Annotated in this window: 22 protein-coding genes and 2 pseudogenes (1 of these 24 running past the window's edge); 10 read left to right on the top strand and 14 right to left on the bottom strand. The window is 47.3% G+C overall.

Annotated elements, in window-relative coordinates; translation table 11 throughout:
- Nucleotides 1-532 precede the first annotated feature (532 nt).
- The 7 genes and pseudogenes from ACIDITHRIX25_RS000000101875 to ACIDITHRIX25_RS000000101845 all read left to right on the top strand — a co-directional run bounded on the left by ACIDITHRIX25_RS000000101875 (nucleotide 533) and on the right by ACIDITHRIX25_RS000000101845 (nucleotide 8,355).
- Nucleotides 533-2,788, top strand: a complete 2,256-nt coding sequence (locus tag ACIDITHRIX25_RS000000101875) for an arylsulfatase (RefSeq protein WP_201732055.1) — start codon at nucleotides 533-535, stop codon at nucleotides 2,786-2,788.
- 15 nt (nucleotides 2,789-2,803) lie between these two features.
- Nucleotides 2,804-3,376, top strand: a complete 573-nt coding sequence (locus ACIDITHRIX25_RS000000101870; protein WP_052606503.1) for a hypothetical protein — start codon at nucleotides 2,804-2,806, stop codon at nucleotides 3,374-3,376.
- 223 nt (nucleotides 3,377-3,599) lie between these two features.
- Entirely contained in the window at nucleotides 3,600-3,869 is a 270-nt protein-coding gene (locus ACIDITHRIX25_RS000000101865) for an alpha/beta fold hydrolase (protein ID WP_201732054.1), read from the top strand.
- An 83-nt stretch (nucleotides 3,870-3,952) separates the two neighbouring features.
- Nucleotides 3,953-4,309 carry an alpha/beta hydrolase family protein gene (locus ACIDITHRIX25_RS000000101860; protein WP_200891292.1) on the top strand — a complete coding sequence of 119 codons (357 nt, stop codon included), beginning with the start codon at nucleotides 3,953-3,955 and terminating at the stop codon, nucleotides 4,307-4,309.
- 363 nt (nucleotides 4,310-4,672) lie between these two features.
- On the top strand, nucleotides 4,673-5,686 hold the full coding sequence (locus tag ACIDITHRIX25_RS000000101855; RefSeq protein WP_201732053.1) for a hypothetical protein: 1,014 nt from the start codon (nucleotides 4,673-4,675) through the stop codon (nucleotides 5,684-5,686).
- On the top strand, nucleotides 5,686-6,531 hold the full coding sequence (locus ACIDITHRIX25_RS000000101850; protein ID WP_201732052.1) for a TIGR03084 family metal-binding protein: 846 nt from the start codon (nucleotides 5,686-5,688) through the stop codon (nucleotides 6,529-6,531). Before ACIDITHRIX25_RS000000101855 ends, ACIDITHRIX25_RS000000101850 begins: the two co-directional genes overlap by 1 nt.
- A gap of 25 nt (nucleotides 6,532-6,556) precedes the next feature.
- Nucleotides 6,557-8,355, top strand: a pseudogene (locus tag ACIDITHRIX25_RS000000101845) (acyclic terpene utilization AtuA family protein).
- Nucleotides 8,356-8,520: 165 nt separating this feature from the next.
- On the opposite strand, the gene ACIDITHRIX25_RS000000101840 reads toward ACIDITHRIX25_RS000000101845, so the two are convergent.
- From ACIDITHRIX25_RS000000101840 to hisD, 9 genes and pseudogenes are all read right to left on the bottom strand, one after another.
- Nucleotides 8,521-10,008, bottom strand: coding sequence for an anthranilate synthase component I family protein (locus tag ACIDITHRIX25_RS000000101840; protein ID WP_052606522.1), 1,488 nt, complete (start codon nucleotides 10,006-10,008; stop codon nucleotides 8,521-8,523).
- 188 nt (nucleotides 10,009-10,196) lie between these two features.
- Nucleotides 10,197-10,514: pseudogene (hisI, locus tag ACIDITHRIX25_RS000000101835) on the bottom strand (phosphoribosyl-AMP cyclohydrolase); the annotation flags it as partial.
- An 11-nt stretch (nucleotides 10,515-10,525) separates the two neighbouring features.
- Complete coding sequence (locus ACIDITHRIX25_RS000000101830) at nucleotides 10,526-10,819, bottom strand: GroES family chaperonin (RefSeq protein WP_052606506.1); 294 nt, start codon at nucleotides 10,817-10,819, stop codon at nucleotides 10,526-10,528.
- A 126-nt stretch (nucleotides 10,820-10,945) separates the two neighbouring features.
- Complete coding sequence (hisF, locus tag ACIDITHRIX25_RS000000101825) at nucleotides 10,946-11,716, bottom strand: imidazole glycerol phosphate synthase subunit HisF (protein ID WP_052606507.1); 771 nt, start codon at nucleotides 11,714-11,716, stop codon at nucleotides 10,946-10,948.
- A complete protein-coding gene (locus ACIDITHRIX25_RS000000101820) occupies nucleotides 11,698-12,459 on the bottom strand; it encodes a 1-(5-phosphoribosyl)-5-[(5-phosphoribosylamino)methylideneamino]imidazole-4-carboxamide isomerase (RefSeq protein WP_052606508.1) in 762 nt (253 codons plus the stop codon). Before ACIDITHRIX25_RS000000101820 ends, hisF begins: the two co-directional genes overlap by 19 nt.
- Nucleotides 12,460-12,756: 297 nt before the next feature.
- Nucleotides 12,757-13,377, bottom strand: a complete 621-nt coding sequence (gene hisH, locus ACIDITHRIX25_RS000000101815; RefSeq protein WP_052606509.1) for an imidazole glycerol phosphate synthase subunit HisH — start codon at nucleotides 13,375-13,377, stop codon at nucleotides 12,757-12,759.
- Nucleotides 13,378-13,511: 134 nt separating this feature from the next.
- Nucleotides 13,512-14,138, bottom strand: a complete 627-nt coding sequence (hisB, locus tag ACIDITHRIX25_RS000000101810) for an imidazoleglycerol-phosphate dehydratase HisB (protein ID WP_052606510.1) — start codon at nucleotides 14,136-14,138, stop codon at nucleotides 13,512-13,514.
- Nucleotides 14,139-14,253: 115 nt separating this feature from the next.
- Nucleotides 14,254-15,318: a histidinol-phosphate transaminase gene (gene hisC, locus ACIDITHRIX25_RS000000101805; protein ID WP_160291866.1), complete on the bottom strand. Its 1,065-nt coding sequence runs from the start codon at nucleotides 15,316-15,318 to the stop codon at nucleotides 14,254-14,256.
- Nucleotides 15,315-16,598 (bottom strand): histidinol dehydrogenase, encoded by a 1,284-nt coding sequence (gene hisD / locus ACIDITHRIX25_RS000000101800; protein ID WP_052606511.1) that lies wholly within the window; start codon nucleotides 16,596-16,598, stop codon nucleotides 15,315-15,317. The genes hisC and hisD overlap by 4 nt, the downstream gene beginning before the upstream one ends.
- Before the next feature lie 163 nt (nucleotides 16,599-16,761).
- Between hisD and ACIDITHRIX25_RS000000101795 the strand changes: the two genes are divergently transcribed.
- Nucleotides 16,762-16,950: a hypothetical protein gene (locus ACIDITHRIX25_RS000000101795; RefSeq protein ID WP_052606512.1), complete on the top strand. Its 189-nt coding sequence runs from the start codon at nucleotides 16,762-16,764 to the stop codon at nucleotides 16,948-16,950.
- Between the two features lie 133 nt (nucleotides 16,951-17,083).
- On the opposite strand, the gene ACIDITHRIX25_RS000000101790 is transcribed toward ACIDITHRIX25_RS000000101795, so the two are convergent.
- The gene (locus tag ACIDITHRIX25_RS000000101790; protein WP_052606525.1) at nucleotides 17,084-18,697 is read right to left on the bottom strand and encodes an AMP-binding protein; all 1,614 of its coding nucleotides are present in this window, start codon (nucleotides 18,695-18,697) and stop codon (nucleotides 17,084-17,086) included.
- Between the two features lie 1,074 nt (nucleotides 18,698-19,771).
- Between ACIDITHRIX25_RS000000101790 and ACIDITHRIX25_RS000000101785 the strand changes: the two genes are divergently transcribed.
- Nucleotides 19,772-21,046 (top strand): glycosyltransferase family 4 protein, encoded by a 1,275-nt coding sequence (locus tag ACIDITHRIX25_RS000000101785; RefSeq protein WP_052606514.1) that lies wholly within the window; start codon nucleotides 19,772-19,774, stop codon nucleotides 21,044-21,046.
- Nucleotides 21,047-21,107: 61 nt separating this feature from the next.
- Here the strand turns inward: ACIDITHRIX25_RS000000101785 and nth are convergent, their stop codons facing one another.
- From nth to ACIDITHRIX25_RS000000101770, 3 genes are all read right to left on the bottom strand, one after another.
- Complete coding sequence (gene nth / locus ACIDITHRIX25_RS000000101780; RefSeq protein ID WP_052606515.1) at nucleotides 21,108-21,779, bottom strand: endonuclease III; 672 nt, start codon at nucleotides 21,777-21,779, stop codon at nucleotides 21,108-21,110.
- Nucleotides 21,780-22,007: 228 nt separating this feature from the next.
- Nucleotides 22,008-22,502: a vitamin K epoxide reductase family protein gene (locus tag ACIDITHRIX25_RS000000101775; protein ID WP_052606516.1), complete on the bottom strand. Its 495-nt coding sequence runs from the start codon at nucleotides 22,500-22,502 to the stop codon at nucleotides 22,008-22,010.
- Between the two features lie 232 nt (nucleotides 22,503-22,734).
- The gene (locus ACIDITHRIX25_RS000000101770; RefSeq protein WP_052606517.1) at nucleotides 22,735-23,703 is read right to left on the bottom strand and encodes an NAD-dependent epimerase/dehydratase family protein; all 969 of its coding nucleotides are present in this window, start codon (nucleotides 23,701-23,703) and stop codon (nucleotides 22,735-22,737) included.
- 517 nt (nucleotides 23,704-24,220) lie between these two features.
- Here ACIDITHRIX25_RS000000101770 and trxA point away from each other — a divergent pair.
- Entirely contained in the window at nucleotides 24,221-24,598 is a 378-nt protein-coding gene (gene trxA, locus ACIDITHRIX25_RS000000101765) for a thioredoxin (protein ID WP_052606526.1), read from the top strand.
- Nucleotides 24,599-25,774: 1,176 nt separating this feature from the next.
- Here trxA and ACIDITHRIX25_RS000000101760 read toward each other — a convergent pair.
- Nucleotides 25,775-25,866, bottom strand: the end of a protein-coding gene (locus ACIDITHRIX25_RS000000101760) for an MBL fold metallo-hydrolase (RefSeq protein ID WP_152626098.1). Its footprint extends 103 nt past the window's final position; only the last 92 of its 195 coding nucleotides appear in the window; the start codon falls outside the window, past its right edge; the stop codon is at nucleotides 25,775-25,777.

Genomic DNA, 25,866 nt, shown 5'->3' with positions numbered 1-25,866 from the left:
CAACATACCCAAATCCCATAGCGCCAAAATGATTCCGGCTACGGCACGAAAATTTAGATCGTCCCAATTTCGTCAAAAGCAAGCCTAAAACCCTGGCTCCAATGTATGTAATATCCAGATATAGAAGATCTCAATACAAATTTATGATCCATATACTTTTCAACGTACCTCAAGAGGCAAGTACTTAAGAACCTTTAAAATCGTGCGAACTCGACCTCAAAAGAACTCTAAAATCGTGCTAACTCGACCTCAAAGCAGCAACATCCTAACCCTAGTCCATCCCTAGTCCATCTCTAAGGTACCAGATAAACTCCTCCATTACCCTTGCCAAATCGACCCAACGCACAAAAAATCAAAGATAGATATCCTTTGAATCTCATACTAACCCAACTTTTGTCAGTCAATATGTCAAAACAATGATAACTTTGAATTATTGGAGATAAGTTCGGTACACGATGAGAAAAGATCGCTTAGGTAATTTTCCACGCCATCAGAGATGACACCAACAAAAAAGCAAAGACAAGGACCTAAGGTGATCAACGAACCATTATTCGGCGGCAAAATCGGCCGAACATATCAAGAGTCAACGCCACATTGGCCGGATCCGCCCTCTGGGGTCGGCCAACCAAATGTGATAACTATCATCTTGGATGACACTGGATTCTCACACCTTGGATGCTATGGATCGACCCTTGCAACCCCCAACATCGACGCCCTAGCCGCTGGTGGCTTGCTTTACACCAACTTTCACACTACGGGCCTTTGCTCTCCATCGCGGGCAGCAATTATCACCGGACGTAACCACCACAGCGTTGGAACGAGAGGGGTATCCAATTGGAACACCGGATATCCAAACATGCGAGGTGGCGTCTCAAAAAATGCAGCTACCACACCCGAACTGTTGCGCTCTGCCGGATATGCCACCTTTGCAGTTGGCAAATGGCACCTAGCTCCCATGATCGAGACATCGGCCGGCGGCCCTTACGCTAACTGGCCGCTACAACGGGGGTTTGATCGCTATTACGGCTTTTTGCAGGGAGAGACAGACCAGTTCTACCTTGAATTGACCTATGACAACCACCATATCGATCCACCCAAAACTCCAGAGCAGGGTTATCACGTCAGCGAAGACATAGTTGACCACTCGATCCTATGGCTTAGAGATCTGCTGTCGATTCGTCCAGATCGACCATTCTACCTCTACGTCGCATTTGGTGCAACGCATGCCCCACACCAAAGCCCACTTCAATATCGCCAGAAGTGGCGAGGGGCTTTCGACAGCGGCTACGACGTAATTCGACAACAATGGTTCGAGAGGCAGTTGGAAAAAAAGATAATTCCCCTCAACACCACCCCCTCACCGAGAAATCCGGGGGTGCCGCCTTGGGATGATCTAACGGAAAATCAAAAGAAGTTTTCGGCTCGCCTCCAAGAATCGTTTGCTGCAATCCTTGAACACACCGACCACCAAATTGGCAAGTTAATGACGTTCCTAACAGAACAAGACAAGTTAGACAACACACTGATTCTGCTTCTCTCTGACAATGGAGCAAGTCGCGAAGGAGGACCCTATGGGGTCAAGGATGAATTTAGCTTTTTCAACGGCAAATTAGAAGACATCGACTACATAGTTGAAAATAATCTAGATGAAATCGGGGGTCAATATTCACATTCGAACTACCCCTGGGGAGGGGCCCAAGCTGGCAATACACCTCTTCGCTGGTACAAACAAAATACCTACGGAGGTGGGGTTCGCGATCCGCTAATAGCACACTGGCCAGCAGGAATCCAAAACCCAGGTGAGATAAGGACCCAGTTTTGTCACGCAATAGACATCGCAGCAACAGTGCTTGATGTAACTCAAACCACCTTTGTCCAAGACAATGAAGGCCAGAAGCAGATTCCGCTGCATGGCCAATCCATCGTGCCAACCTTTAACGATTCAATGGCACCTCCAGTTAGAAACTCGCAATATTTCGAACAGATCGGCCACCGTGGAATCTACCTAAATGGTTGGAAGGCAACCACTTACCATGAACAAGGAACCCCGTACGAAGACGACGAGTGGGAACTCTTTGACCTATCAAAAGACTTCTCTGAGTGCCACAACCTCGCCACCAAATACCCTGATCGCCTAAGTGAGATGGTGGATACTTGGTGGTCTATAGCAAAAGAGATGGGCGTCCTTCCACTAGACGATAGAACTATAGAACTTTTTGGAGTTGAAAACCTTCCAGCAACACCCCATAGCGGATACAGCTATAAGTACCTTCCACCGATCTCTCACATCCCAGCAGATGCCTGTCCAACTCTCGGTGGTCGACTTTGGACCCTAAATGCAACAGTGGGAATATCAAAGAGCGATCCATCCGGTGTCATTTACGCAAGAGGAAGCCACAATGTGGGCCATAGCTTCTTTATAATCAACGGGGAACTCGTCTTTGACTACAACGCTCTAGGCGAGCACCACCAGGCTAGATCACCGATATCTCTTGTCGCAGGGCCTCACCTTCTCTTTGCAAAATTTGATCGAGAGGGCCAAGGAGGTAGCCTTTCGGTCGGGGTTGGCACCGATACCCTAACAACAGTGCAAATACCGACAGTCATCAGGATGCTTGGCTCGATGGGAATGGACCTTGGGCGCGATGGCCTCTCAAACGTCTCGCTCGACTACAGCGGCGACTTTGCCTTTACCGACAAGATCAAAGAGGTTACTTTTGAAATTCGATCGAGAAAGAGCAAAAAAGATCTCGAAACCATAGCGACCATAGAGATGTCGCGAGAATAATTTGGAGGTAAAAAATTGAATGATCCCGTGCTAAGAATCGACTCGATTAGAAGAAGAATGCACGCGATGCATTCGCTCTACTATGACGCAGTGGCAACGATGACAATCGATGATGTCAACCATTTTGAACGAGAAGGCGTCTTACCCATTGCCTTTAGCCTCTTTCATATAACGAACATGATCGACACCTCATTTTTGCTAATGACGAATACGCCTATGATTTGGAATTCGAAGTGGCAAGATCAGATCGGTCTCACCATCCCTGATCACGGCAAAAGCAAAACGGTATCAGAGATGGTTAACCAAAGAATTGGTGGTTACGGGGCATTCAAAGAGTATATGGGGCTGGTCTTTTCGCGTACCGAGCAATGGCTAGAGACATTAGATTCCAGCGATCTTACAAAGATTATAATTGCGAAACCGTTTCCACCTCAGATCGCATCAACCTTTAGCGCCCGGGTCGCCGGCGAAGAAGGAATCACTCTTGAAGATGCGATCGAGTGTTGGATCTACCAACACGGCCTTCGCCACATGGGCGAGATTGAACACGCCAGAGGGCTAGTGGGCCTTGGCGGTATGACTTCTTAGGTTGCAAGTCCCCAATTAACCAACCAGAGATCAAAAGACAACACAAATCACAAGAAAACCGCAGCTCAACATGAGATATAGTCCTTGTGCTTCAATTTCCTCAAGGACAGATTCACTACCACCTAAAACAAAAGGAACTACCAGGCTATGAAAGCTCTACGAACTCCAGAGTCCCAACTTGAGCCAATTACGGACTTCCCGTTTAGTCCTCGCTATGAATCACTTGACGACTTTTAGAGGCTCTACACTGCGATGTACCTATATTGATGAAGGAGATAGCGATGCTCCCGTAGTTCTTTTAATGCACGGTGAACCATCGTGGAGTTGCCTCTTTCGAAAGATGATCCCCCCGCTTCTAAAAGCGGAATTTAGATGTGTAGCACCGGACCTAATTGGCTTTGGACGAAGTGACAAGCCAACTCTAACTACCGACTATACCTTTGGCCGTCATGTCAACTGGATGCACGAACTAATCATAAAAAATTGCCGCTAGACGAGATAACACTATTTTGCCAAGACTGGGGTGGCCTTATTGGCCTTAGAGTAGTTGGCATGGAGGCCGATTGATTTGCTCGATTGGTGGTTGCAAACACCGGCCTCCCAACCGGTAATGCAAAGGTATCTAAGGCATTTAGCGCATGGCGTGACTTTTCGATCCAATCTGAACAATTTCCAATAGGCGATATTGTAAATGGCGGATCCCTAGGTCGTCTCTCTCAAGCCACAATTGACGCCTATAGCTCCCCTTTCCCGGACGATATCTACAAAGCTGGAGCGCGAATCTTTCCGACCCTAGTCCCAATTAGTCCAGACTACCCTGCTCACCAGGATAATTTAGCCACATGGGAGACACTTTTTAAATTTGTAAAACCTGTCTTATGCGCATTTTCAGACAGCGGTCCAATAACAAAAGGGGAGAGACGAAGTTTATAGAGACAATTCCCGGTGCAAGTTTAGTTCAACATCATACGATCTTGAATGCTGGTCACCTTCTCCAAGAAGCGAGCTCCCAAGAACTTGCCCAGATGATTATCGACTTGATCAAAACCACAAGTTGACCACCAACAACCTACATCAAGATCAGCATAACCTTTAAGCCCTATCAACCTTTATTTATCAACCTTGATACATAGACCTAGATGTTGAACGATAAACCCGAGCAATCAGAAATAAAAAGAAAACCACGAACAAATGAGCTAAGTTAGGGGTGATTTCACTCCTTGGTTAAACTTCCCTTAATGGGTGAATTCTTTTTCATATTATTGCCTCGTGAGACTATCTAGCGAAAGGTCACAGTTGTCTAATTTCGACTCGACCATCGACCTAAATAGAGCCACCAGAATCATCAATAGCGCCATTCAACATCGCGTCGATCGCGCCTACCAACCAAGCGTAATTGTGGATCCAAGCAGCCACCTCGGATCCACCAACCCCACCAAAAGGCTCAACAGAACCATCTGTCGACCTAGGCATAGACCTAGTAACCACCTCGTAAGAGTCAAAGCGACTTCGAAAGACCTCTCTTTTGCAACTGCTCACAAAGCTCTGGGTGACGAAGCAACATCGCCACTAAAGAACAAAGATTTAACCACGACCAAGATCGCACGCATCCTTGATGTGACGACTATCTTCTTCCTAGTACCACTAGGAATGAATCTTTCCGACTCAGATTTTTACGCAAAAGAGTTTTTCCCTGAAGCTCAGTTCACAGATGAACTCTCAAATAAAACAAGCCACCATAGGCCAAAAGAGATCACCATCCACCGATCCCCACCAGCATTTTTATTGGTTTCGGTAATCGAGAGCCACCGAAGCATACTCCGACCGAGAAGATCGGTGCATGCTACCCCACTAGGCCAAGGACGCCAATCATGCAGCTTTCAACTTAGCAGGGATACACTTTCCCAGAGGGTCAGAGTCACAATTAGCAGATCTAACCCTAGTGATAATACCCTGAGAAAAAGAGTCCGACTTCCCTTTGAAAATCGGCCATTGGATTTAGTTCCAATTTTAAAGAAGAGGCTAAGGATCACAAAAGCTACCATCGTCAAACTTGATGATGTGACAATCCTCAAAAGACTCGGGCGATTGATACTAGAGCCGCAAGTCCGCCTAAAACGCATCAACAAAGTTATGGCACTATTTGGATTAAAGGTAATCACCCAAGTGCAAAAAGCACACACAACTCGGCTATTTGCGACGCCGTTGGCGCTTTCATCATTATTCAATGACGATGGAATGAACAGAGATAGAGTGGTCGCTCCGCTATGGCCTAGCGGCAATATATGGACTGTATTCAATGGCTCTTAATGAAAAAAGCACCCATCGAAATGGAGGCAAAGAAGATGGTAATAGATATGGACAAACTGCTCAAAGATCTTTCTTTGGAATCTGAGGTCTTGATAGACCTTTTGGATCACCTTGACGACTTGGCTTGGAATATCCAAACACCGGCAGAGGGTTGGACGATTCAGGATCAGGTAAGTCATCTAGCTTACTTTGACAACGCAGCCACCCTTGCACTGAAAGAACCAGATAGATTCAATTCAGAGTTAGCAAACGTAATCGCCTATGGAGAAGATTTTCCCAATGAAATTGCAAAGCAGAACCACAATATGGCGCCAGACAAACTCCTGGAGTGGTTCAAAAGTGCTAGAACCGCTCTAATCTCTTCGTTTCATGGAGTAGACCCGCGCTCTCGATTACCCTGGTACGGTCCCGATATGAGCGCAGCAAGCTCAATCACTGCGCGCCTCATGGAGACATGGGCCCATGGTGTAGACATTGCAGATGCCCTAGGGGTTCGGGTCATCCCCACGAATCGCTTGTTCCATATCGCACACCTTGGATATGCCACCATGCCCTTTGCCCATTTGCTAAGGGAAATACCGATTCCTCAAGTTTCAATTGGAGTGGAGCTGATTGCGCCAGATGGTTCAAAATGGACCTTCGGGCCGCCGGATCCGGCCGAGGTAGTTTCTGGAGACGCTCTCGACTTTTGTTTGGTGGTAACTCAACGACGGAACCTCGCTGATACGACAATTATAACTAGCGGTCCCAACGCTGCAAACTGGATGCAAATCGCACAAGCATTTGCAGGTACACCTGGTCCAGGGCGAAAGCCAACCCTCAAAGAAGAATCAAAAGCGAATTAGCTACCCACGAATGGAGAGTCTCGAAATGAAAACCAAGAGAGCGGTCCGAATCGCAAATTGCTCCGGCTTTTACGGTGATCGTATGCAAGCAGCCCTAGACATGGTCGAAGGCGGCCCAATCGACTTTTTAACGGGAGATTACCTAGCGGAACTGACAATGCTTATTCTTTGGAAGTCGCGACTGAAAGATCCTCGTGCAGGCTATGCAAGGACATTTCTCACCCAGATGGAACAGGTACTTGGCACCTGCATGGATCGCGGCATCAAAGTTGTGAGCAATGCCGGTGGACTGAATCCGTCAGGACTAGCAAATGATATCCGCCAACTAGCAGCTCGCCTTGGTCTAAACCCGAACGTCGCCTACATTAGCGGCGACGACATCGCCCCAGAGATTCCCAGTCTTTTAGAGGCTGGATACGATCTTGAAAATCTTGATACAAAGATAAGTCTCAAAAACTCGAATATCCAAGCACTTACAGCAAATGCCTACTTGGGGGATGGGGCATTGTTGAAGCTCTAAAAAACAACGCCGATGTCGTTATTACAGGGCGTGTTACCGATGCATCCTTGGTGGTTGGACCTGCCGCCTATTGGCATGGTTGGGAGCGAACTGACTTCAACGAGCTAGCTGGCGCAGTAGTCGCCGGTCACATAATTGAATGCGGACCGCAAGCAACTGGCGGGAACTATCCATTTATTGCAGAGATCACCGATAGGCGTTACCCTGGATTTCCCATCGCTGAAGTGGCATCTGACGGAACCGCGGTCATAACCAAGCACCCAAATACCGGTGGCTTGGTGAGCGTTGGAACCGTAACAGCACAGCTCCTCTATGAGATAGCCGAGCCCCAATATTTAAACCCCGATGTGATAGCACACTTCGACACCATCGACCTCAAAGAGATCGGCACAAACCAAGTGGCGGTCTCTGGGACAAAAGGAAGCGCTCCGACACAAGACCTAAAGGTCGCCATCAACTATCTCGGTGGTTTTCGCAATACTATGACTATGGTGCTTACCGGCCTGGACATCCAAGATAAAGCACAATGGGCCCAGGATGAGCTCTTTGGTATTCTTGGCGGAAAGGAGAGATTTGAGTCAGTCGACATACAGCTGATTCGTTATGATCAAATGGACGCACCTAGTAATGAACTCGCTATCGCTCATCTGAGAATAACTATAAAAGATTCCGATCCAGGCAAAGTCGGAAGAGCCTTTTCAGGTGCAATAGTAGAGCTCGCCTTAGGTGGTTATCCAGGATTTCATGCCACCTCAATTCCCACTTCAGAAAGTGCCTACGGCATTTACTGGCCAACGCTCATTCCCGCATCTCTCGTCAGCCACGAGGTAGTTCTAAGCGACGGATCAAGGTTACCGATACCACATACCAATCAACAGGATGGGACCATAAGTCATACAGCCCAAAAACCAACAAAGTCAGAGCCTAAAATCTCTAAGGTAATCAGCAGTAAAACTCATTCGATCCCCTTAGGTCGCCTATTTGGCGCTCGCTCGGGAGATAAGGGAGGTAATGCAAATGTTGGCCTCTGGGCACGTAACGACCTTGCCTATGAATGGCTCTTGGAGAACCTTGGGATAGATACTTTCAAAGATCTACTGACGGAAGCAAAAGATTTAGAAGTGCGGAGGTTTGAACTTCCAAACCTAAGAGCTATCAACTTCGTAGTGGTTGGTCTACTCGGCGAAGGAGTGGCATCCTCGAGCCGCTTAGACCCCCAAGCCAAGGGACTTGGTGAATACATTCGGTCAAGACACCTAGGGATTCCCGAGCAACTAATTCCCATTGAGTTCATACCCAAATAAGAATCCATGCTGGGAGAAAGCAATAGCAGGAAGCGATTTTCGAGGCAAAAAGATACGGGAAAGTCACTGAGATCGATTTTCGCAACTCGATTTTCAAAGGGGACCCTCAGTGAGAGGTTTTTCAGGGTCACTGGTCGCGCCTAAAGACTGCGATCTGACCCTAGATTAATCCCGATTCCTTTGGAATTTGCCGGTCATAGCGGCGATAGATGCGGCCTCCAAAAGTGCTTTGGCCTTATTGTTGCACTCTTCATCCTCACCGATAGGATCCGAATCAAAGACTATTCCGGCTCCTGCTTGAAGATGGCCCCGTCCGCTTGGCTCAACAAGCAAAGTTCTAATCGAGATAGCCACATCCATATTTCCGGCCAGATCGAAGTAACCAACTACTCCAGCGTATGGACCTCGCTTGTAGCTTTCAAGTTCATTGATAATTTGCATAGCCCTGACCTTGGGAGCGCCCGAAACAGTACCAGCTGGCATCGTCGCCTTCAGGACATCGATTATCGTCACCCCTTCGCGACGCTTAGCTGATACCTGCGACGTAAGATGCATGACTCTCGAATAGCGCTCAAGGGTCATAAGTTCATCGATATGCTCACTGCCATATTGCGAAATTCTTCCCAGATCATTCCTCGCCAAATCAACCAGCATCGTATGCTCAGCTAGTTCCTTGGGGTGCTCAATCAGCTCAGCTGCCAGCAATAGATCCTCGGCCTGAGTGGTACCCCTAGATCTAGTTCCAGCAATAGGACGCGAAATGACCTTCTGACCTTCCACTCTTACAAGAGGCTCCGGCGATGAACCTGCGATCTTGATCTCTGGAAAGTCGACAAAATACATATAGGGAGATGGGTTTTTCAACCTGAGGACCCTATAAAAGGACAACGGGTCACATTCGAGATCGAAGCTAAACCTCTTCGAAAGGACGACCTGAAAGATATCGCCGTCCAATATATGTTCTTTGGCAATCTCTATCGACTCGACAAAGGAGTGCTGAGAGATAGATACCTCTAAATTCGATAGAACAATGCCGCTTTGAGAGATCGGAGCCACAAATGGCGAGACAGATATATTGGAGACGCGACGCTCCAATTCGTCCAAACGGTCATTCGCTTCGTCGTAGAGGCGTGAGTGCACGCCACCACCTGAGTCGCCTGGGACAACAACTGTGGATATCAAAAAGACTCGCTGTGCAAGGTGGTCAAAACATGCCAAATCCCCAATGAGAGCACATATGGCATCAGGAAAACCAACTGGATCTGGATTTCTCGCTCCAATATCTTCGACCTCTGAGATTACGTCATATCCAACAAACCCCACAAAACCACTTTGGAGAGGAGGGAGTTCCGCCATTGGCTCGGTAGCGAGCTCACCTAGAAGTCGATCGAATTGATCTAAATAGCTGCCATCAGGGTCAATCGCCAACGATCGCGCAAGTTCGTGATCTTGGGTCACAAAGGAGACCTTTGAGTCAGTGAGGCTAAGAACACCTAGTGGGCGTATACCAATAAATGAATAGCGCGACCAACGTTCGCCTCTCTCGACGGATTCAAGCAAAAATGAGTGACTCTCTCCGCTAGCAAGGGCTCGATAGACCGAAACCGGAGTCAGCTCATCTGCCAATATCTCCCGATAAACAGGAACGATCATGCTTTGAGCCGCACGATCTAAAAATTCTTGCCTCGATAGAAATCGCACGAACTAAACCAACTTTCAATTAATCCATCCATCAATGGGCTCAACGCGCAAAGCTTCATTAGAGTTAGCTAGCAAGAAGGAGCGCTGACTTTGGTAGATACCTATCAATCAGGCTAAGATGCCATTTTGGAGTCGGCGATCAAATCCCGATAAAAACAAGAGTAGTTCCCGGTATGACATGCCCCAGATCCCCGCTGGATCACTTTTATGAGTAAGGTATCCCCATCGCAGTCATAGAGGAGCGACATTACCTCTTGAATCGCTCCCGAGGTGTCGCCTTTAGCCCACAGCTCTTGGCGGCTTCGCGAATAAAACCAAGTTCTACCACTGGATAGGGTCAGACGTAGCGACTCTAAGTTCATCCACGCCATCATTAAAACTTCATTGTTGGTCGAGTCTTGAACGATAGCAGGGACTAAACCATCTGAATTAAATTTTACTAACCTTTCTAGATCGATCTCGTCGTGGGTCACAGGTAAAGTCCCGTTTCATTTACAATTCGCACCGATGCCACAGCGTGAATGTCTCGCTCCTTTAGAATCACGTAGTCTTCACCTTGGACTTCAACCTCAAACCGATCCTCCGGATTGAAGAGGACCTTATCTCCTGGAGATATCGATCGAACGGCTGGACCTACGGCAACGACCTCGGCCCAGGCAAGTCGCTTGGCTACTTGTGCAGTAGCTGGAATTAGAATGCCCGATCGAGAATGGCGCTCGCCCTCGGATTGAGGAGTTGTGACCAGAACCCTATCGGCCAACATTGTTATAGCTTGCTTTGAATCTTCCACTTAACTCTCAAAAAATGTTGAATGAAATTTAGATACTAGTTGGTCGATCCTATAGTTCTTTTTCTTTCGATTCGCCAATCAACTTTAGATCGGCCATCGCTACTCCAAGATGCGATTTGGTCTAACCGGTATTGATTGTGCTAGCAGTGCATCTTTTACCTCTGCGACCGAAAAGGTGCCAAAATGAAAGACCGACGCAGCCAAAAGCCCAGTAACTCCGCTAATCTTTGCTCCTTGGACAAAATGATCCAGTGAACCCGCTCCCCCCGATGCAATAATAGGAACGTTCGTAGCGCCCGCTACCGCCGAAAGACCCTCGAGATCAAAACCTTCCTTAGTCCCATCTCTATCCATAGAGGTCAATAAGATCTCTCCCGCACCAAGTCGCTCTCCCAGGATAGCCCAGCTCTTCAACTCAATACCGGTAGGAGTTCGTCCGCCATGGGAGTAAACCTCAAAGCTTGAACCGGTCCATTTTGAATCAATTGCCAAAACAACACATTGTGAACCAAATTCATTGGCTATCTCACATATCAAGGCGGGTCGCGCAAGGGCTGCGGAATTCAAGGCGACTTTATCAGCGCCAGCACGCAAGATTGCACGAGCATCACTTACACTTCTAATTCCTCCACCAACCGTGAGAGGGATAAAGACCACACTTGCTGCTCGTTTTATCAGATCGATAGTGATGGGTCTGTTGTCAGATGACGCTGTGATATCCAAAAAGACCACCTCATCGGCACCACTTCGATCGTAAAAACTGGCAAGTTCAACCGGATCTCCAGCATCTCGCAAAGAGAGAAAGTTGGTTCCTTTGACAACGCGTCCTTCATCTATATCCAAGCATGGAATCACCCGTACGCTTTGCATAGCTTTACCGCCTCCATAACGTCGATCAATCCCTCATGCACAGCTTTTCCAGAGATAACCCCGAAGATGACCTTGGAGTCTGAATCCCTATCAACCATCTTGACCAAATCACTAAAACCAGAGACACCGCCAGAGGCTATCAAATCTACGTCCGCATCCGCCGCAACTTTGCCAGCGTCAAAGAGCGTCTCAAAGTCGGGACCCTCGAGCGTTCCATCCCTTGAGATATCGGTCAGAACCAAGGCACTCGCGCCCAGTTCTATGGTTCGCGCTAGGGCCACTTCAAGTGTTACATCGCTTCTTTCTAACCAGCCATTGAGAGCACAGACCTTCTGGCCATCTTCATTGCGATAGTCAAGACCCGCCGCAATTGCACCAGAAAAGTTAGAACATAGTTCTCCAAATAGTTCTGGATCAGAGACGGCCTTCGTCCCAATAATCAATCGTGACACACCGCTCTCAACCAAGCGTTGAGCATCATCCATACTTCTAATACCACCGCCAACTTCAATTTTCACGCCAGCGTCGTTGGATATTGCCACCAAAGTACCAATTAGTTCTTGATTGTTACCGCTTTGACGAGCCGCATCCAAATCTACGATATGAATCCAGGAGACACCGCAGTCGATGAAGTTTCTTACCTGATCCAGCGGCGAGTCATAAACTTTAGCCATGTTGTAGTCACCCTTATAGAGGCGCACCGACTCGCCACCCAAAAGATCGATTGCGGGTATGAATTCCACCTTTTCACCTCACTCTAAATAGTTACTAAAAACCAATTTCCACTAAAGCCAGCCCACAAGCCAATATCCCAGAACCCATATCCCATTTGCGAAGTTCTAGCCTTATCGCCATTAACTGTAGCTATCGCCATTAAGCCAGAGCCATAGGCCAGCTACTCTTCTCGGCTCTTTTTGGCGCAGAGAAATAACAACTTGAAATTTCAAGTTATCACTAAAGAGCAGCACTATTCTCCATTTCCTTTTCTTTTTATCCAAGTGCATTTCATTTAGAGATGTTTCTATTCGTTAAAAGCCACTTTAGATCGATGAAATTCGAACAAAGTTAGCGAGCATTGTCAATCCATCGGTGGAAGACTTCTCGGGATGGAATTGAGTGCCAAAAAGATTTCCCTTTTGAATCGCTGCGGTAAAGTCATGGCCGTAGTTGGAGATAGCTGAAGTATCTACACCAACAGGCGCCCCATATGAATGGACGAAATACATCCACGTCTCTTGGCCCAGCCCACTAAATAGAGGCGACTTTGAAAAGCGATCTTGAATCGCAATCCGATTCCACTGCATCTGAGGAATTCGCAGATTAGTCTTAAGCAGTTCAATCCGACCTTCGATAATCCCAAGGCCCGCTTCGTTAGGTGACTCGTCGGAGCCCTCATAGAGCATCTGAAGACCGACGCAAACTCCTAGCGTTGGTAGAGAGCGACCAACCGCCTCATATATAACGTCATGAAAGCCAACATTTCGAAGAGCTTTCACACAAGCCCCAAAGGAGCCAACCCCCGGAAGCACAAGGCCCGAATAATGTGAAAGTGGAAATTGGCTATCCACCAAATTCACATCGGCCCCAATTGACTCTAGCGCCTTAGCAACTGAGGCCAGATTTCCAATTCCATAGTCCAAGACTGCGATACGATTCTTCATATAAATCTCAATCTCCCCAGCTTGCCGAGTGCAAAAGTATCACAAAAATTCTCTAGACCAAAATAGATAAACCAAAGCCTGCCATCATTAGCAACGAGGCCAAGCACCTTTTATCTTTCATTTATCATTGTGGGCTACGCCAAGACACCTTTGGTTGAAGGCACTCCCATCGAGGTACGAGCAGCAGCCATCAAGATGGCTCGCGCGACTCCCTTGAAGGTAGCCTCCAAAATATGGTGAGCATTCTTTCCTCGCCTCAAGTCAAGATGTAGGCAAAACCGCCCAGCAAAACAGAATGCCCTAAAAAACTCCTCCGCTAAACAAGGATCAAAGGGCGGGCTTCCAAGCGGATTAGAAGATGGAAAGTCGATGCCGTAGTAAAGGTAGGGTCTGCCAGAGAGGTCGAGCGACACTTCAACAAGAGCTTCATCTAATGGCAGTGTCAAAGAAGAAAAGCGAGAAACACCCATTTTGTCCCCTAGAGCCTCAGCAAAGATCGTGCCAAGGACGATTCCAACATCCTCAACAAGATGATGTGCATCTACTTCAATATCTCCCTTGGCTGAAATTGAGATATCGCAAGACGAATGTTTAGAAAGCTGAGTCAGCATATGGTCAAAAAATGGAATCATGGTGTCAATCTCAGATGATCCGCTCCCGTCGATGACAATCGATGCCTCGATTGAAGTCTCTTTAGTCACTCGTCGACAACTGCCGGCTCGAGCTACCCGACCTTCATCTAAACCATCAATTGTACTCATCAATTTTTCTCCAGTGTTATCATTGCCACCTAGACATTAATGCATCGTTCTCCTCGACAAGGTTGGTCTTTTCAATTGGGCCAACCTGTCAAGTCACAGTTTGGATTTTTTGAAGCTAAAGGAGCTCCAAAGACTCCTCTAGTGCCGCCAAAAAAGCGTCGTTCTCGGCCTTTGTACCAATGGTGACCCTAAGGCAGTCGTCAAGTCGGGGCCACCTCGACCAATCTCTCACCAAGACACCACGCTCCAGCAACAACTCCCAGAGGCGATGGCCGTGGCCAATTTTGGGTCTAAAGAGGATGAAGTTGGTGGCTGAGGGCCAAAAGGAGAGATCTAAAGAGCCAAAGCGATCCTGCACCCTCTCGCGCTCTGAAATCAAAAAGGATACCCTCTCCTCCATCTCGGCAATATAGTCGAAACTCAATTCGGCAAGCAGGGCTTTCGAGGCATCCAAGTGGTAAGGTAGTGCAACTCGCCACAGCGTCTCAATAATTTTCTTATCTGCGATAGCATAACCAATACGCATGCCAGCAAGTGACCATATCTTAGAGAAGGTTCGCACTACGACCAAATTGTCGTATCTCTGGATCAAAGGCACCGAACTCTCGTCGTTGAATTGCCCATATGCTTCATCAACGACGACAAGGCTACCAAAGCGGCCCAAAAGGGTATCCACCAATCCACTTTCTTCAAGAAGGCCGGTTGGATTGTTTGGAGTACAGACAAATACAAGATCAGCCTTAGAGACCTTTAGGTCATCGATTCCTCGATTTAGATCCACCAGAAGCCGACTATCGCGCTCAAGTGCAACATATGGGGTTGAGGTAACTCGTGCTATCGTCTCATACATTGCATATGTGGGTTCGAATGATGCTGCCACTCTAGTGTCGCCGCCATAGCCAAGCAGTATCGACTGTAGAACCTCGTTCGAGCCATTCGCGATGAAGACCTGCTCGGGAGATACACCGTGGAAATCGGCAATTGCTCTAATCGCCCCCTTCGCAGACCTGTCGGGGTATCTGTTTAGGTTCATCCCCCCAACAGCCTTTGTCCAAGCCTCAAGGAGTTGTCCAGGCGGCGAAAATGGAGACTCGTTGGTATTTAGCCGTATTGGGACATCAACCTGTGGTGAATGATATCCCGCGAAGACCCCTAACCCATCTCTTGGAGCGACTGTCACTTCTTTAATCTCATCTTTGCTGCCTGTCCATGAGCCCAAAGACCTTCAGCTTTTGCGATTGCTTCAACGTGCGGAGCTATATACTCCATCGCGGATTTAGAAACCTCAACAGCATGAATACGCTTTTGAAAATCGACCACGGAAAGCGCAGAGGCAAATCGGGCCGTTCCATAAGTTGGAAGGACGTGACTTGGCCCAGCGATGTAATCACCAACACTCGCAGGGGCATAAGGCCCCAAAAAGACCGCACCTGCATTTCGAATCAGAGGAACCATCTTTTCATATTTAGTACTCAAAATCTCCAAATGCTCAGGCGCAATCGCATTTGAGACCTCAAGAGCTTGCTGGAAATCTCGCACAAGAACTACATATCCACCTTCGTTGAGAGTCATGGCGGTCTCTTTTTGTCGCGGAGACTTCTCGAGTAACGTTTCACACAACGAAGGTGCCCTTGCAGCCAAATCCTCATCCCAGGTTATCAACCAGGCCAGGCCATCTGGACCGTGCTCGGCCTGAACTATCACATCCATGATTGCCCACTTGGCATGCACAGTGTTATCGGCAATTACCACAACTTCACTAGGACCAGCAAAAGAGGTTGGAACACCTACCACCGAAGAGACTTCGCGCTTCGCTTGAGAGACGTATATATTTCCTGGACCCACTATGACGTCTGCCTTACGAACAGTTTCTGTGCCATAAGCCATCGCGGCTATCGCCTGTGCTCCTCCGATTGAATAGAGATGATCGACAGAGGCAATGTGAGCTGCCGCAAGAGTAGCGTCATCCACGGTTCCATCGCTACGTGGCGGTACGCACAGGATGATCTCCTCTACCCCAGCAACCCGGGCTGGAATTGCAGTCATCAATACAGAACTTGGGTAGCGAGCCTTACCGCCAGGCACATAGCAACCAGCTACCGCAACCGGAACTGTCATTTGCTGGACAATCAATCCATTGTGATGAAATTCGCGATCTTCGTGAAGTTCAATCTCGTAGTAGCCCGAGATAGCCTCAGCCGCCACCTCCAAAGAGTTTCGAAGACCAGGATCCAAGCCGCTATATGCAGCCTCCATCGCGTCACGCGTCACCTCTAGCTCTTTAAGGTCAACCTTGTCGAACTTCTTAGTCATTTCAAAGAGAGCTCGATCGCCTCGTTGTCTTACTTCATCACATATTTTTCTAACAGCTTCAACTGGCGGTTCGCCTTGAGCTTTGGGTCGGGGCAATACACTAAGGTAATTACCGCTGGATTCTCTGAGATCAAGAGTCTTTAGCATCGTATCTAAAGACTAATAGCCAAAGTCAATACAATAATTGCATATAGGACCTCAAAATCTTCTACCGCCCACCTCAAGATCGCCAATCAACTAAGTTCGAAGCGTCACGACTAATGTTTTATCAGGGTAAAACCATTTGAACGGATCAAGGCAAAATCATTCAATGAGCTCACACAATGCAGAATTATCGTCCATCCAAAGTGCTCTCGAAGAGATCACCCATCGAATCAAAGTTATAGCAGATACAGCTACCGCGGATCCAAATGATGCATCTAGCCCTCACCTAGTTGCACTCGAACGATCTCTAGCTAGTGCCATTAGAAGTATCATAAAGGCTCAAAAGGCAAAGTGAGATAGGTAACGTCTGGGTTTGCTCAAAGGCAATATCACAATAAAAAAACAAGAACTGCTTTAATGGTCCTTCCACTAAAGCAGTTCTTGTTTTTTGGTCCCTAGTCAAAAAGTTCGCCCTTATTAGAGAAAAGCTAGTCCTTCGAATCTCGACGCAGTAAAAACCGCTGAATCTTACCGCTTGGGGTCTTGGGAAGGGCTTCGACGAAATTCACAAATCGGGGATAGGAGGTCTTTGAAAGTCGATCTCGAACGACTTGACGAATCTCCTCGGCGAGTTGGTCACTTGGCACCTCGCCCTCGCGTAGCACTACGTAAGCGCTAATAGCTTCGCCCCTTAGCTCGTCGGGGACCCCAATTACCGCGCACTCCGCAACAGCCCTATGCGCCATAATCGTTGACTCAACTTCAAACGGACCTACTCGATACCCTGCAGTCAAAATCACGTCGTCACTTCGACCCGCAAAGAAGAAGTTACCTTCATCGTCCATCGACGCCACGTCACCACTTAGGTAATAGCGGCCATCGCTAGAGAATCGCTCCTTTGTCTTTTCTAGGGCGTTATAGTACCCAGGGAACCAAAAAAGTGGCGACGCATAGGTATCAATCGCTACTTCGCCATCAATCCCAAATCCAAGTTCAACGAAGTCAGAACTAAGCACAACAGCCCTAAAGCCCATAGTGTTTTGACCCATCGATCCTGGTTTCACACTACGCCTCAGTCGTTCATCAAAGTGGTTATTTATCATCATGCCAAGCTCAGTTTGACCGTAATGGTCACGAATCTCAACACCAAGGGATTTAGCAGCCCAATCGATAACCTCAGGATTCAATGGCTCTCCGGCACTCGACATCCTCTCAAGCTTCGTGGGAATCACCTTATCGGAAAGGGCGGCTCTCATGGCGCGATAGGCCGTAGGCGCTCCAGCAAAGTTGGTCACATTGTATCTTTGCCAGATTCCTTCAATGTTCTTAGGATCAAATGGGAGATTCAAAAACAGAATCGAATGGCCAAGACTCAAAGGTCCGATAACGCCATAATAAAGGCCATATGCCCATCCTGGATCCGCCAAGTTCCAATAGGTGTCACTGCTTCTAATTCCTATACCAAGAGTCATGTAAGCCTCAAAGGCAGCCAACGCCCAGATAGGAACAGGAACACCTTTTGGAGTTCCCGTGGTTCCAGAGGTGTATATAAGAACGATCAACTCCATGGGATCTATATCTACGAAGTCGAGATAAGGCTCCTCGCTAAGAGCTTGAGCAAACGAGACGTCCCCGTCTACTTGTGTCTCCCCAACAACTATCACCTTGGCAATCGAACGTGAGAGGTCATCCAACTTAGCAACGTTTGCGCTATTAGTTACGACAAAGGCCGATTTAGAGTCTTCGACCCGAAATGAGATAGCATCGGTACCAAAGGCCGTAAATAACGGAACATAGACAGCGCCTAACCTCCAAATGGCTAATGCTGTAATGAGAAGCTCTGGACATTTTGGAAGCAAAACTCCTACACGATCACCGCGTTCGACCCCATGTTCAAAAAGATACGCCGCCAAGCGTGCCGACGAATCCCCGAGTTCATCTAGCGAATATTCTCTTGAGGAAGTTTCATCCACATAGATCAAACCACCCCTGCCATCTTTCGAGTGGCTCAAAATAGTCCGAGCCAAGTTATTAGGTCCCGACTTATATCGAGCCAATAGATCACTTAGGTAATCGTCAAGCCCCTTGCCCACATCTTCCATTTCCATGGCCTCCCCCTACGAAAAATTCAAACGAATACACCGTCTGCACAGACCGCAATCTACAACCACTAGGTAAAAAAATAAAATCGAAAGCAACAATCGCTCGCCAAAACCATGCAAGAAATTGCCCTATCGTTTCATCCATCACCAAGGTCGACCTCGCCTCATAGTCGTAGCAAGAGGCCATCCACGTGAAATATCCGATTCGCGGCTACGAGGGAACACGGCGGTCGCAAAATAAAATCGACGCCGATCTATAAAATCTCTGCACCATGCCTTGATCTAAAGGGAGATTACGTTAATCCCGTTGATCAGTGGCAATTGGTATTAGCCGATCGTGAACGTATAATACCGCTTCAGGTAAGCACATGGGGTGATTATTAGGCTCGTAGCAATAGTTGCACCAACCAAAGAGGCTGGAAGATTCCATAGTTAATGATCGGCTTCTAAAGCCAAAAACCATTCTGGCCAAAGAGTTAGATTCAAAAGTATCAAAACTTCCAATGCTCAATTTGTCCTTCGATCCACATTAATACTTCCACTACATTAAAAAACAAAGAATTAAGAACTGAGTTTGGGTTAGATAAACCTCCACAAGAACAAGGTAACAATCAATCAGCCCCATGAAACCGGCTGGCCCAGTTGAAATGGCCCAGTTGAGGTGGGACCTGATCTCACAAATAAGAAATATCTAAGTTTTCACTTATCGAGAAATCATCAATTACCCCAATAATGTGAAAGTGAATCAAATCGATCCTATCTTCAGGCTAAACAAGAATGGTCATGGCCATCCAACCTCACCCACTACAAAATTAGCAATTCTTTGATTAGAGCCACGTTCCTAAGGCATAACAAGGCCGATTTGACGAGATTCCCACTGCCCAAAGAACCACCAGGCGCCCAAGCGAAACGACACTTCCGAGAAGCTCGTCGACAAAAGGCACAAAGAATGAGAGATTTGGGTATCGAAAGAACTTCAGATCCGCATCCAACTCCCTTGAGTTCGCATCCTCAAAAATGCTTGGCCCCAAAAATGCCAAATTCGAACGCTTCAAAAGATAAGGGTAAAATTTAATGCGAAACAAGAAAATTGTCTATGTTCTAAAACGATTTCCACGCCTCTCAGAGACCTTTATCCTTGAAGAGATGCTTGGCCTTGAAAAAAAAGGCTTTGAGCTCCTCGTTCTTGCTATGGCTGACCCAAAGGAAAAGTTCATAGATCCAGACGTAGCCCAACTGCGAGCCTCGGTTATATATCTGGGCGAAGAAAAGCCAAACCAAAGCCCTATCGAGCTTTGGTCACAGATAATAAAAGAACACCTCTTCCTCAGCAAGTCCGACCCCCAAACCTACAAAGAAGTTATAGGAAGTCTGGTAATTCATGGTAATTTCACGGCATCCATGAAAAATATCGCATGGGGGATCAAGATCGCTCGCCTGTGTCAAGGGGAAGATGTTGGCCACATACATGGTGGTTTTGCTCACTCACCTGCAAGTGCCGGAATGATAGCCGCCAGAATCCTAAAGTTGCCATTTTCGATGGCGGGCCACGCAAAAGACATCTATACATCCTCGCCAGATTCACTCGCACGCAAGATCTTGCAAGCTCAATTCATATTGAGTTGTTCCAGTCGGGCTCGAGATGAGATACGAAGTAGAACACTCGATCTACTTCCCAAGGGCGAACTCGACAAACTCCTTTTAGTCCACCATGGAGTGGACTCAAATAGATTTCGTCCCCCAGAAACTAAACCATCGGAGCCTAACGGCGGAGAAATTACCCTCTTAGGAGTAGGGAGACTCGTCGAAAAAAAGGGTTATGCAACTCTCATCGATGCATTCGCAAAGGTTGCATGCGAACGTGAAGGTGTAAAACTTCGCCTAGTTGGAGACGGTCCACTTAAGAGTGAACTAAAAGATATGGTCAAGTCCTACCAGCTACAAGATCGAGTGCAGTTCTTAGGGGCTCTCGAGAGAGACGGCGTACTCAAAGAGATGCAGTCCGCAGATATCTTTGTACACCCCTCGATAGTCCTTAAAAGTGGCGACCAAGATGGAATTCCTAACGTTCTCTTAGAAGCAATGGGCTGTGCCCTAGCGGTTGTTGGGGCAGACATTCAAGGCATCAAAGAGGTAATCACCAATGACCTCAACGGAGTAATAGTAAAAAGTGGAGATACTAGTGCTCTGGCCGGTGCAATCGTGGAATTAGTTGATTCACCTAAAAAACGACAAGCAATAAGTTCTAAAGGGAGGCAACAAGTAGTAAGGAACTACTCCAAAGAGGCAGCGATTGAGACGGTTTCATCATTGATGGCCATCTCGCTAGATAGCCTCCCAGTTCCATAGCTCCAAAGTGAAAAACCAAAGAAAACCCATCTTGAGCTACCCAAGGTCATTCAATAGGAGGTCAATCTTTAGCTAAGGCTATGAAAGCTGGGCACAGATCAGCCAATGCACATGCATGGCATCTGGGTTTTCTAGCTACACATACAGCCCTACCGTGAAGTATCATTCGAAGGCTCAAGGCCCCTCGATCCCGTGGTGGAACCATCTCATTGAGTTCAAGCTCGATCTTTACGGGATCCGACAAAGTGGTAAAGCCCAATAACTTGGAGAGTCGCATCACATGTGTATCAACAGGAAGGCCCGGCTTGTCGAAGGCTACAGACAATACAACATTGGCGGTCTTTCTCCCGACACCAGCCAGAGAGGAGAGACCCTCCATTTCATTGGGTAGCTCACCACCGCCCTCAAGGACGGAGCGGGCCATCGCGATCAAATTTTTTGCCTTATTATGGTAGAACCCCGTGCTCTTGATGATCTCCTCGACGTCAACGATATCCGCACTTGCAAGCAAGGTAGGCGTACCATAACTTTCAAAAAGTTTTGGCGTTACCATGTTGACGCGTTTGTCTGTGCATTGAGCAGAGAGAATAGTCGCAGCTAGCAGCTGAAAAGGTGTGCTAAAGTCCAATTCGCAAAGTTCGCGAGCCGTACCGGGATAGAGGTCACGCAAACGCGCAATAATCTCGGCACGTCGCTCATCTTCGCTCGAATCTCGAAAGCCGTCGTTAATCATTGACTCAGATCCTAAGAGTCCATTAGAGGAACTTGGGAGGAAGAATTTGCGAAATACTCGCCCATAAGGGTCTCATCTTCAAAAACACCTTAATACAAAAGCCAAATTTAAAGATCAACCCAGGGGTTTGTTACCCCTAGAACCCCTTGGTTTACCTGAAATGGTCGCATCATGTTATAGAAGAAGACAAGCATTCATATTCAATTTCCGGCTGTAGGACTAACGAGATCAAGCGGGTCGGCTAGAGCCCTTAAGTATCGAAAAAGAGTAAAGAACACCCAGGAAGATCGCCAAAGTCACAATATGAACTCCGCTACACCAAAGGCAGATCGCGTTGATAACCAGCAATTCAGCGTAGACCAACCACAGCACAAAGGCGATCGATGCGATGCTCATCGCCGTTCGCAAATAAAGCAAATTTCGTCTCGAAAAAAAGAGAGGAAAATTAACAATCGAATAGACGATAAAAAACCCAAGCCCCAACATGGAAACCGGAATTCCAAGAAAATACGATTGAGCCGAAGTCGTCACCTTTGCACAATTGATCGTTCCATTTTCAGGACAAGCCAACACCGCAGTGGTCGTGAAATGTGCATAAACGAGGTACGAGGAGATTGCGACACCTACCAAGCTCAGGATAAAGATGGCCCATGGCAACCATTTAGGAAGTAGGTCAACGTCCAAAGATGTTGATTTGGACTCGATGTCAACAGAACGCGCCAACAGAACTCCTTGCTTCGTCTATCCCTACTAGCTAACAACCAACTTAGCAACTCAAAGGGTCGACTTGTCGCCTTTTGCCATAGTGTAGGTCATCGCAGGGTCAATGCACTAACAAAAAAGGTTGAGTTTATCAAATAGATAAGGCGTTGGGCCCACCACGGAGACCCGATCCGAGCCTTGTGCAGAGTTCCCAGCTACTGCCCTTGTTCTAAATTACCCGAAAATGCTAACTTCAAGAAGCCGAGGGAGTCAAAGATAGAGCATCAGAGGTCCCTCGCATGGTCAGATCTGCACACATCCTTGAGATACCATCAACAAGCCTTACCGTTGGAATGTATCTCAGATTATATTTCGCACTATTAACATTTGCTATAGGTGTTGGAAAATCCAAATAGTCGTCCTTGTTGGAGCGAACTTCAATTGGACAAGCAAGTGCACCTTCGAGGAGATCAGCCAGTTGCAAAAAGGCTACTGGTCCACCACCAACATTTACAGCGCCTACATATTTCGATCTAGCGGCACAGATAAGCGCGCTAACCGCATCGTCGATATAGGTCAAATCTCGAGTCAGAGTTAGGTCTCGAGGTGCCATCAAGTACCCTCTAGCGAGAGTCTCACTGATTAGTCGAGAGATCAACGAGCCGGGCGCATCGCCAACACCATACAAAGGGAAAAATCGCAAGGATAGTACCGAAACCGTCGGCAAATCCAAACCGGAAAGTATCCGCTCTGCTTGAAACTTAGTGTGACCCACAATATCTCGGGGTCCGCATCTCATATGCTCATCGATTAATCGCAAATCATAGTGGCCATAAACCCGCCATGAAGAGGCATTCACAACCCTTATGGGCCAATCACAGCGGGCGAGCGCCTTGGCTAACATTGAAGTAGCTATGGTGTTATCTGCCAAGACCCGAGGAAAGTGATCAATATCGATCCGTTGATCCGAATTACCAGCTAGATGAAAGAGGCAGTCAACACCACCCAATAGCTCTCCGATGTCATCGACCGTGAGATCCGCCTCACAATAGGTAAACATCTCCTCGACACCGCTACCTCGAAGGTCATGTGAAAGTATCCTCTTTGTCGAAGTGTTGGGCGTAACATCCACGCCTAAAACCCGATGGCCATCCGCGAGCAACCTTTCAGCGAGGCTGGAGCCTAAAAATCCGGAGACACCGGTGATCAAAAAACTACCCAAAACAAACCTCCGAATCCGCGACTAACGCCACTACTCACCACTTCATGTTTAACCAAAAATCTTAAAAAAACATGATCAAAAGCTGTGTGTTAGCCTTCCTCATGTGGAAGATCAATAGACAACCAGAGTACATAAGGTGAAAAAAATTAATTTATTATCGGACAACATCCGGTCCCTCATCAAAATAGAGCCCCCGAGAAAGTTACAAACATCGAACCATTCGCACTCCATGGCAACTTAGCATTCGCCACGCAATGAAACTTCGTTTCGAACCCCAGCAACCAACGACAGATCTGAAGTTATTGCGAAAAAATAAGTTACCCCAGAAAGGCTGGCCCAGATTGCCCCGCCGAAGACACATCGAACATTCATCACACCAACCAACGCTGGATCATAAATAGGCCATCGATTGCGCATCTGCGATAATTATTAACTAGATCAACTCCAAGCCCACTATTGGAATACCCTTAGGGGTATAATGGTTACAGTCTACAAAGGAATCTTAGGAAAGGTCACTATGTCTACCCTCGCACTAACAGTAGATAAATTTGAAGAGACAATAAAAAACAACGATATCGTGCTCATAGATTTCTGGGCAGCTTGGTGCGGACCTTGTCGTTCGTTTGCCCCAGTCTTTGAAGCCGCATCTAAGGAACACCCAGATATCGTCTTTGCCAAGGTGGATACCGAAGATCAGCAGCAGCTTGCTGCCTCGTTCCAGATTCAATCGATACCTACTCTAATGGCCTTTCGTGACCAGGTACTTCTTTACTCGCAACCCGGAGCGCTTCCTGCTAGCGCCTTAGCTAGCCTGATATCTCAGATAAAAGAGATAGACATGGACGATGTGCGTTCAAAGATTGAAAAAGCTCAAAGTCACGACCACACGCATTAAAGAACCCAAACCTCATATAAAAGCAAGTTGGACGTTACACACCCTCTCCTAGCCGTAACGTCCAACTATGCCGAACTAGCAAATCACCAGATGCAATCAGACCCGAAAACACCTCTCTGATACCCCGAACCTCTTCGTGCGCAACCTCGGTGAAGCTCTAGCTAACTAAATAAATCGGAATTCAAACCCAGGCGTCAACCTCGCCACGCACCTTTAAATAACTAACTCTGCGTACTCTTCTAGATGAAAAAACAAAACCAGAAGCGCTTCGTCCAAAACACCGAAACCAAGAAACGCTGCACCAGAAGCACAATTGACAAAAGAACCATGACAAAAGACCCACAGTAAACAACCCGGAGCACCTAAAACATTTGGAATAGGGTCTGATTGCAAGATTTCAACGCCAAGCTGACCACTTGCTGGTACCTCTTCGACGCTGATCGGTCAAAATCATGAGATGATGAGCCATCGGTCACTCCGGCCACTATGGCGCCAAAGAGCAATCTAAATATTGGAAAAACAAGGGCGCCGCGCCATTACCATTCAAAGATCCACTCCTTATGGGAAAGCCCAACATTAGCCAAAGCAAGAGAGAGAGGGCGACCGCGATTGTAGGTAATAGTGTCGCGAGTTACTTCTGCGTAGGTCAAGGCAAAGGAGTTAGAAGGACATAGTCGGCCATCGCTCGATACAAACTACCAACAATTCTCTCTTTATCTAAAAGCGAACCAAAGTCACCTAAATTAAATTCGAGAGCAGCTTGTAGTAAGGAAACCCTGTTAGCAAGCGCATCGCGTGCACCCACAGCCACAAACTCAAAATACTAACGACAACTCGTAAATATTCGTCCGTCACCGATTGGACCACGTCCAGGGACCACAACGCCAAAATCAAGGTCCTTGAGAGCATCAATTGTCGATAACCATCCAGCAACCGATCCCATTAACGCAAAAGAGGTACCTTTATTAAAGGCCAAATCACACCGGCAACCAAAACTTTACTCTCAGGTCGATAGACCACCACATGGCCTATAGTGAGAGCTGGAAAACCTAAATGAATCAAATCAACACTGAGATCTTCCAAACAGACTGTAGCGCGGTCACTAAATATAATATCGGGCGAGCGCTTTGTGATCTTACCCCAATGGACTTCATTAGAGTTATCATCAGGAGGAAGTTACTCCGAAAAGGCCATCTCCTGACGACAGTTCTCATGAGCTAATACGTGTTCCGTATCGACAAAATCATTCCAATTGGTATGGTAACCAA

This window comes from Acidithrix sp. C25, assembly GCF_904848545.2.
Note: the sequence above shows the minus strand (reverse complement) of the source record. Positions and strands in the feature narration are given on the sequence as shown.

Bases quoted from the DNA above. Each gene is read 5' to 3' on its own strand.
- hisD (WP_052606511.1), bottom strand. From the start codon at position 16,598: ATGCTAAAGACTCTTGATCTCAGAGAATCCAGCGGTAATTACCTTAGT.
- ACIDITHRIX25_RS000000101850 (WP_201732052.1), top strand. From the start codon at position 5,686: ATGAAAAAAGCACCCATCGAAATGGAGGCAAAGAAGATGGTAATAGAT.
- nth (WP_052606515.1), bottom strand. From the start codon at position 21,779: ATGATTAACGACGGCTTTCGAGATTCGAGCGAAGATGAGCGACGTGCC.
- ACIDITHRIX25_RS000000101785 (WP_052606514.1), top strand. From the start codon at position 19,772: ATGCGAAACAAGAAAATTGTCTATGTTCTAAAACGATTTCCACGCCTC.
- hisH (WP_052606509.1), bottom strand. From the start codon at position 13,377: ATGAAGAATCGTATCGCAGTCTTGGACTATGGAATTGGAAATCTGGCC.
- trxA (WP_052606526.1), top strand. From the start codon at position 24,221: ATGTCTACCCTCGCACTAACAGTAGATAAATTTGAAGAGACAATAAAA.
- hisF (WP_052606507.1), bottom strand. From the start codon at position 11,716: ATGCAAAGCGTACGGGTGATTCCATGCTTGGATATAGATGAAGGACGC.
- ACIDITHRIX25_RS000000101795 (WP_052606512.1), top strand. From the start codon at position 16,762: ATGAGCTCACACAATGCAGAATTATCGTCCATCCAAAGTGCTCTCGAA.
- ACIDITHRIX25_RS000000101840 (WP_052606522.1), bottom strand. From the start codon at position 10,008: ATGATCGTTCCTGTTTATCGGGAGATATTGGCAGATGAGCTGACTCCG.
- ACIDITHRIX25_RS000000101830 (WP_052606506.1), bottom strand. From the start codon at position 10,819: ATGTTGGCCGATAGGGTTCTGGTCACAACTCCTCAATCCGAGGGCGAG.
- ACIDITHRIX25_RS000000101790 (WP_052606525.1), bottom strand. From the start codon at position 18,697: ATGGAAGATGTGGGCAAGGGGCTTGACGATTACCTAAGTGATCTATTG.
- hisB (WP_052606510.1), bottom strand. From the start codon at position 14,138: ATGAGTACAATTGATGGTTTAGATGAAGGTCGGGTAGCTCGAGCCGGC.